This is a genomic window from Luteibacter sp. P4_E6 (assembly GCF_056401535.1).
Map to the genome: position 1 here is coordinate 1 of NZ_JBFUJE010000272.1, position 5,295 is coordinate 5,295.

Sequence of the window (5,295 nt, forward strand, 5' to 3'; positions counted from 1 at the left end):
ACTCTACGAATACATTGCTGCCGACGGCCATGCCTTGCCCTTGGTGGCTGTGAGCGGCGTGATGGACAACAAGGGCCAGGCGATCAAGCGCTACGAAGTGAAGGGTGGCGAAGGCGAGTACCAACAGGCCACGCGCCTGACCACGTGGGCCATGCAGCAGGTGGTCAACAGCGGCACCGCTGCCGCCATCGGCAACTCCTCACTGGGCTCGCTCCACGCGGCCGGTAAAACGGGTACCAGCGATAGCCAGCGCGACAGCTGGTTCGCCGGCTTCACGGGCGAGCACCTGGCCGTGATCTGGATGGGCCGCGACGATAACAAGCCAACCGGGCTTTACGGCGCCACCGGCAGCATGCGCGTGTGGCAGGAGTTGTTCCGCAAGCTGCCGACCCGGCCACTACCCACAACCTTGGCCGATGGCCTCGAAATGGCCTGGGTGAACCCGCAGACAGGCAAGCGCACCGACCCCTCCTGCCAGGGCGCCCGGCAGTTCCCGTTCGTGTCCGGTTACGTGCCGGATGCCGAGGAGGGCTGTTTCTGGCAGCAATTCAAGGGTATGTTCGGCGGCGGTGACGCCCAGCCGGCGCCGCCCGTTCCCAGTAATCCTACGGATTGACCCATGCATCGCCTTCGCTTTTGTGCCATCGCCGCCGTCGCGCTCGTCGCCGCCTGCAGCCAGCCCGCCCCGCCGCAGGCTACCCGTCCCAGCAAACCCGCCTACGACATCGTCGCCCAGATCCGCGCTGCGGGTGAGCGCGAGAAGTCGGCGATCGAAGTCGCTCCCTTACGCGATCCTGGCGTGCAGGGCCTGGAAAAGTCCGCCCAGGCGGATGAACAGGCCGGTCGCTACCCGGACGCGGATGCCAAGCTCGTGCAGGCCCTGAAGATGGCGCCCGAGGCGCCGGAACTGATCCAGGACCGCGCTGAAGTGGCCGTCCGCATGCAGGATTTCCCGCTCGCCGAGAAGCTGGCGAAGCAGTCGTTCGAGATGGGCCCGAAGTCGGGCAGCCTCTGCGCGCGCAACTGGCAGACCATTTACGAAATGCGCATGCAGGCGAATGACCAGAGCCAGGCGATGGCAGCTCGGGCTGAAGTGGGGAAATGTCATATTGCGGGGCCCAATCGGTTTTAAGGGATTGGCCTGACCGGGGCCGCCATCGGCGGTTCGCGGCTGCGCCGCGCATGTCTTTATTCGCCGATGAATCGGCTCCTACCGAGCCGGAGCGATCCCCTGCTCGGGTGGTAGGAGCCGATTCATCGGCGATCCGCGCGGCAGCGCGGCCAGCCAGCCTCAGGCGGCCAGCCAGCCTCAGCCCGCGCGAATCGCCCGTCCGTGCTCATGCACGGTATCCACGAGCACCTTCACGTTGTCCGGGTCCACTTCCGGCGTAATCCCGTGACCGAGATTGAACACGTGGCCGGGGTGATTGCCGAACGCATCGAGCACCGCGCGGGCCTCGCGCGCCACGACGTCCGGCGAGGCGCGTAGCACCGACGGGTCGAGGTTACCCTGCAGGGCCACGCGGTCGCCGACGCGACGGCGGGCTTCGCCGATGTCGATCGTCCAGTCGACGCCCAGACCCGTGCAGCCGGTGTCGGCGAGCGCTTCGAGCTGGCCGCTGGCGCCCTTGGAGAACAGGATCACCGGCAGTTCGCGGCTGACCGGATCGGCCTTCAGTGCATCCACCACCTGCGCCATGTAACGCAGGGAGAATTCCCTGAAGGGCGTTGGGCCGAGCAGACCGCCCCAGGTGTCGAAAATCATCAGTGCCTGAGCGCCGGCGTGGGCCTGCGCGATCAGGTAGGCCGCGACGGAGCGGGCGACGGTGTCGAGCAGGTGGTGGGCGAGTGCGGGCTCGTTCCAGGCCAGCGCCTTGACCCGCGCAAAATCCTTCGAGCCTTCGCCTTCCACCATGTAGCAGGCGAGTGTCCACGGGCTGCCGGAGAAGCCGATCAGCGGCACGCGGCCGCCCAGTTCCTTGCGGATCAGGCGGACGGCGTCCATCACGTAGCGAAGCTCGCCATCCATGTCGGGCACGGCGAGTTTTTCGATCGAAGCGGCATCGCGCAACGGGCGCTCGAAGCGCGGGCCTTCGCCTTGCGCGAACGAGAGGCCGAGGCCCATCGCATCGGGAATCGTCAGGATGTCCGAGAACAGGATCGCCGCATCGAGATCGAAGCGCTCGAGTGGCTGCAGGGTGACCTCGCAGGCGTACTCGGGGTTCGTCGCCAGGCCCATGAAACTGCCTGCCTTCGAGCGCGTGGCCCGGTATTCCGGCAGGTAGCGGCCTGCCTGGCGCATCACCCAGATCGGCGTGGTGTCGGTGGTTTCACGGCGAAGCGCGCGGAGAAAACGATCGTTGCGGAGCGTGTCAGCGGCCATGCGCTGACTCCTGGCCCTGGCTGAACATGACTTTGAACCCTTTTTTTATCTGTGCGTCGCGCGCCTTCTCGAAGGCGGCTTGCGCGGCATCGCGCTCGAGGTAGACCTCACGCTTCAGCGTCGTCTTGCCACCCTGGACGCCGCTCTCGCGGTACAGGGTCCAGCCACCGAGGAGATCCTGCTCCAACGTGATCTGGAAAAAGCGGGGCGCTTCCGTCACCGCTTCGGGCATGGTTTGCATGTAGATCCGCATCAAACGATCCGGGCTGGCGCAGGGCCGATCATTGTAGGTGGTCGCCCCGGGGTACGCACGATATGCGTCAATCCAGCACGGCGAGCACATCGGCGTCATGCACGCCGGAAACGATCTCCGCACGGCCGATACCGCGCCAGAGGATCAGGCGCAGCGTGCCCGCGGTGTTCTTCTTGTCCAGGCGCATCAGGTCGAGCAGGCGGCTGGCGGCGTGCTCCCGCGATGGCGTCGTGGGAAGGCCCAGGCCCTCCAGCAGTCGGGTGAGTCGCTGCGTATCGGCGGCGGGCGCCATGCCGAGCTTCTCCGACAAGCGGGCGGCAAGCACCATACCGATCGCCACGCCTTCGCCGTGAAGAATCTCGCTGTAATTACCGGCGGTTTCCAGGGCATGGCCAAAGGTGTGGCCGAGGTTGAGCAGCGCGCGCTCGCCCTGTTCGGTTTCGTCACGGGCTACCACGCCGGCCTTGTAGCGACACTTACGCGCGATGGCCTCGATCAGGATGGCGGGCTCGCGTCGGGCCAGCGCGTCGGCATGGGTTTCCAGCCATTCGAAGAAGGCCGGATCGCCGATGGCGGCACCCTTGACGATTTCCGCCAGACCGGCGCGGTATTCGCGCTGGGGCAGGGTGGCCAGGACATCCACGTCGGCGACGACGGCGCGCGGCTGGTGGAAGGCCCCGGCGAGATTCTTGCCCGCGGGCAGGTTCACGCCCGTCTTGCCGCCGACCGATGAATCGACCATGGCAAGCAGGGTGGTGGGTACCTGGATGAAGTCGATGCCACGCATCCAGCAGGCGGCGGCAAAGCCGGCGAGATCGCCGACCACGCCGCCACCGAGGGCGATGACACAGGCGTCGCGTGTGGCGCCGAGCTCACCGAGCGCTTCGAGGACACGACCGACGTTGGCAAAGGTCTTGTGAGCCTCGCCGTCATCGATCAGGTAGGACGACCAGGTGAGGCCCTCGAGGCCTTTGGCCAGCGCGGAAAGATAGAGCGGCGCGACGGTGGTGTTGCTGACCACCAGCACGTGCCGACCCCGAATCCTCGCACGCCAGCGGGCGCTATCGGCAATGAGGCCAGGGCCGATCCAGACGCTGTAATCGCGTCCGGCGAGTGCGACATCGACGGTTTCCATCAGCTGCGTTTCCAGTGGCGGTCGAGCAGGGCGATTGCCCGCGGGGCGGCATCGTCGACTCCTTCGTGGCGGCCACGAAAGATCAGGTCGGCGATCTCCTCATAAAGGTGATTGCGGTCGTGCGCGAGGTTTTCCAGCCGGCCCCGGCGGTCGCTACCGGCAATCATCGGGCGGATGCGATCGTGCTGCAGACGGTCGAGCTGTTCGTCCACGTCGACGCCGAGCATGAGCACGGTACCCCGGCTCATCAGCGCCTCACGGTTGGCGGGATCGAGCACGGCGCCGGCGCCGGTGGCGAGCACGATGCCGTTGCGCAGACTAAACTCGTCCAGGTGCGCGCACTCGCGCGCCCGGAAACCCGCCTCGCCTTCGCTTTCGAAGATCGCGGGGATCGTCATGCCGCAGCGTGCCTCGATTTCAACGTCGAGGTCGACGAACGTCAGGCCATAGTGCGCCGCAAGGCGCTGTCCGATCGTGGTCTTGCCGGCCCCCGTGGGGCCGACCAGGAACAGGTTGGGCGAAGGATTCATCACACCCATGCTAGCAATAAGCCATCCGCAGAAGAACGAGACCGTGCTGATCGCCGGCGCCGGCGACGTCGGCAGCCGCGTGGCCCGGCGCCTCGTGGCGCAGGGAAAACAGGTGTTTGCGCTGCGCCGTGGCCAGATGCCACCCGATCCGGCGATTCGTTGGCTGCGCGGCGACCTCACCCGTCCGGACACCTTGCGTGGCCTTCCGAAGGTCGACGCGGTGGTCTTCGCGCCGACGCCGGATGCACGCGATGAGGCGGCGTATCGCGCCGTGTTCCTCGATGGGCTCCGCCATCTGGTCGAAGCGCTGCCGGCGCCGCCCGGTCGCACGCTCTTCGTCTCTTCGACCGCCGTCTACGGTGAGCACGCCGGCGACTGGGTCGACGAAACGACGCCGACGGATCCGCCAGGCTTCAACGGACGTGTGCTGGTCGAGGCCGAGCAGTGGCTGGCATCGCGTGATCTGGGCGGGATGTCATTGCGGCTCGCCGGGCTTTACGGCCCCGGCCGCACGCAATTGCTCGACCGGCTTCGCGAAGGCAAAGTTTCCGTGCCGCGCGGTCGCAGCGTCTTCGCCAATCGGATTCACGTGGACGACGCGGCTGCGGCGATTGCGCATCTACTGTCGCTGGATGCGCCCGAGTCGCTGTACGTCGGCGTCGACGATACGCCGCTGCCTGTCGATGAACTCTATGACTACCTCGCCGGCCTGCTCGGCGCGGCACCTCCCCCCGAGGGGCCATCCGCCCCAGGTGTCGGCAACAAGCGCATGTCGAATGCGCGCCTTCGCGCGTCGGGGTTCCAGTGCCGCTGGCCGGATGCGCGGATGGGGTATGCCGCGCTTATTTGATGTTGGGCATTTGAAAGGATTGCCGCTTCGCGACGCATGTCTTAGCGGCGTTTGCCGCCTCACGCTCGTGCTGTCGTTGGAGTCGCGGTCGGGTTGGCCCTTGGGGCCGCGGCGCGGCTCTTCGAGACGGGCCGTAGGTGGCGC

At 66.8% G+C, this 5,295-nt stretch carries 6 protein-coding genes and 1 pseudogene; 3 read left to right on the forward strand and 4 right to left on the reverse strand.

The genetic code is table 11. From position 1 onward, the window contains the following. Positions 1-616, forward strand: a pseudogene (locus AC1DT2_RS15105) (penicillin-binding protein 1B); the annotation flags it as partial. A gap of 3 nt (positions 617-619) precedes the next feature. Further along, positions 620-1,132 carry a tetratricopeptide repeat protein gene (locus AC1DT2_RS15110; RefSeq protein ID WP_063572578.1) on the forward strand — a complete coding sequence of 171 codons (513 nt, stop codon included), beginning with the start codon at positions 620-622 and terminating at the stop codon, positions 1,130-1,132. A gap of 177 nt (positions 1,133-1,309) precedes the next feature. Here the strand turns inward: AC1DT2_RS15110 and hemE are convergent, their stop codons facing one another. The 4 genes from hemE to AC1DT2_RS15130 form a co-directional block, all read right to left on the reverse strand. After that, a complete protein-coding gene (gene hemE, locus AC1DT2_RS15115) occupies positions 1,310-2,383 on the reverse strand; it encodes a uroporphyrinogen decarboxylase (RefSeq protein WP_477297195.1) in 1,074 nt (357 codons plus the stop codon). Next, positions 2,373-2,636 (reverse strand): WGR domain-containing protein, encoded by a 264-nt coding sequence (locus AC1DT2_RS15120; protein WP_063574064.1) that lies wholly within the window; start codon positions 2,634-2,636, stop codon positions 2,373-2,375. The genes hemE and AC1DT2_RS15120 overlap by 11 nt, the downstream gene beginning before the upstream one ends. A 67-nt stretch (positions 2,637-2,703) precedes the next feature. Then, complete coding sequence (gene aroB / locus AC1DT2_RS15125; protein WP_477297197.1) at positions 2,704-3,771, reverse strand: 3-dehydroquinate synthase; 1,068 nt, start codon at positions 3,769-3,771, stop codon at positions 2,704-2,706. After that, positions 3,771-4,301 (reverse strand): shikimate kinase, encoded by a 531-nt coding sequence (locus AC1DT2_RS15130; protein WP_213947792.1) that lies wholly within the window; start codon positions 4,299-4,301, stop codon positions 3,771-3,773. Before AC1DT2_RS15130 ends, aroB begins: the two co-directional genes overlap by 1 nt. Before the next feature lie 7 nt (positions 4,302-4,308). Here AC1DT2_RS15130 and AC1DT2_RS15135 point away from each other — a divergent pair, with 7 nt between their 5' ends. Continuing rightward, on the forward strand, positions 4,309-5,151 hold the full coding sequence (locus AC1DT2_RS15135) for an SDR family oxidoreductase (RefSeq protein ID WP_477297198.1): 843 nt from the start codon (positions 4,309-4,311) through the stop codon (positions 5,149-5,151). The last annotated feature ends 144 nt before the right edge of the window (positions 5,152-5,295 follow it).

Excerpts from the sequence above, each read along its gene's own strand:
- AC1DT2_RS15130 (WP_213947792.1), bottom strand. The coding sequence starts at position 4,301 with ATGAATCCTTCGCCCAACCTGTTCCTGGTCGGCCCCACGGGGGCCGGC.
- AC1DT2_RS15135 (WP_477297198.1), top strand. The coding sequence starts at position 4,309 with ATGCTAGCAATAAGCCATCCGCAGAAGAACGAGACCGTGCTGATCGCC.
- aroB (WP_477297197.1), bottom strand. The coding sequence starts at position 3,771 with ATGGAAACCGTCGATGTCGCACTCGCCGGACGCGATTACAGCGTCTGG.
- AC1DT2_RS15120 (WP_063574064.1), bottom strand. The coding sequence starts at position 2,636 with ATGCGGATCTACATGCAAACCATGCCCGAAGCGGTGACGGAAGCGCCC.
- AC1DT2_RS15110 (WP_063572578.1), top strand. The coding sequence starts at position 620 with ATGCATCGCCTTCGCTTTTGTGCCATCGCCGCCGTCGCGCTCGTCGCC.
- hemE (WP_477297195.1), bottom strand. The coding sequence starts at position 2,383 with ATGGCCGCTGACACGCTCCGCAACGATCGTTTTCTCCGCGCGCTTCGC.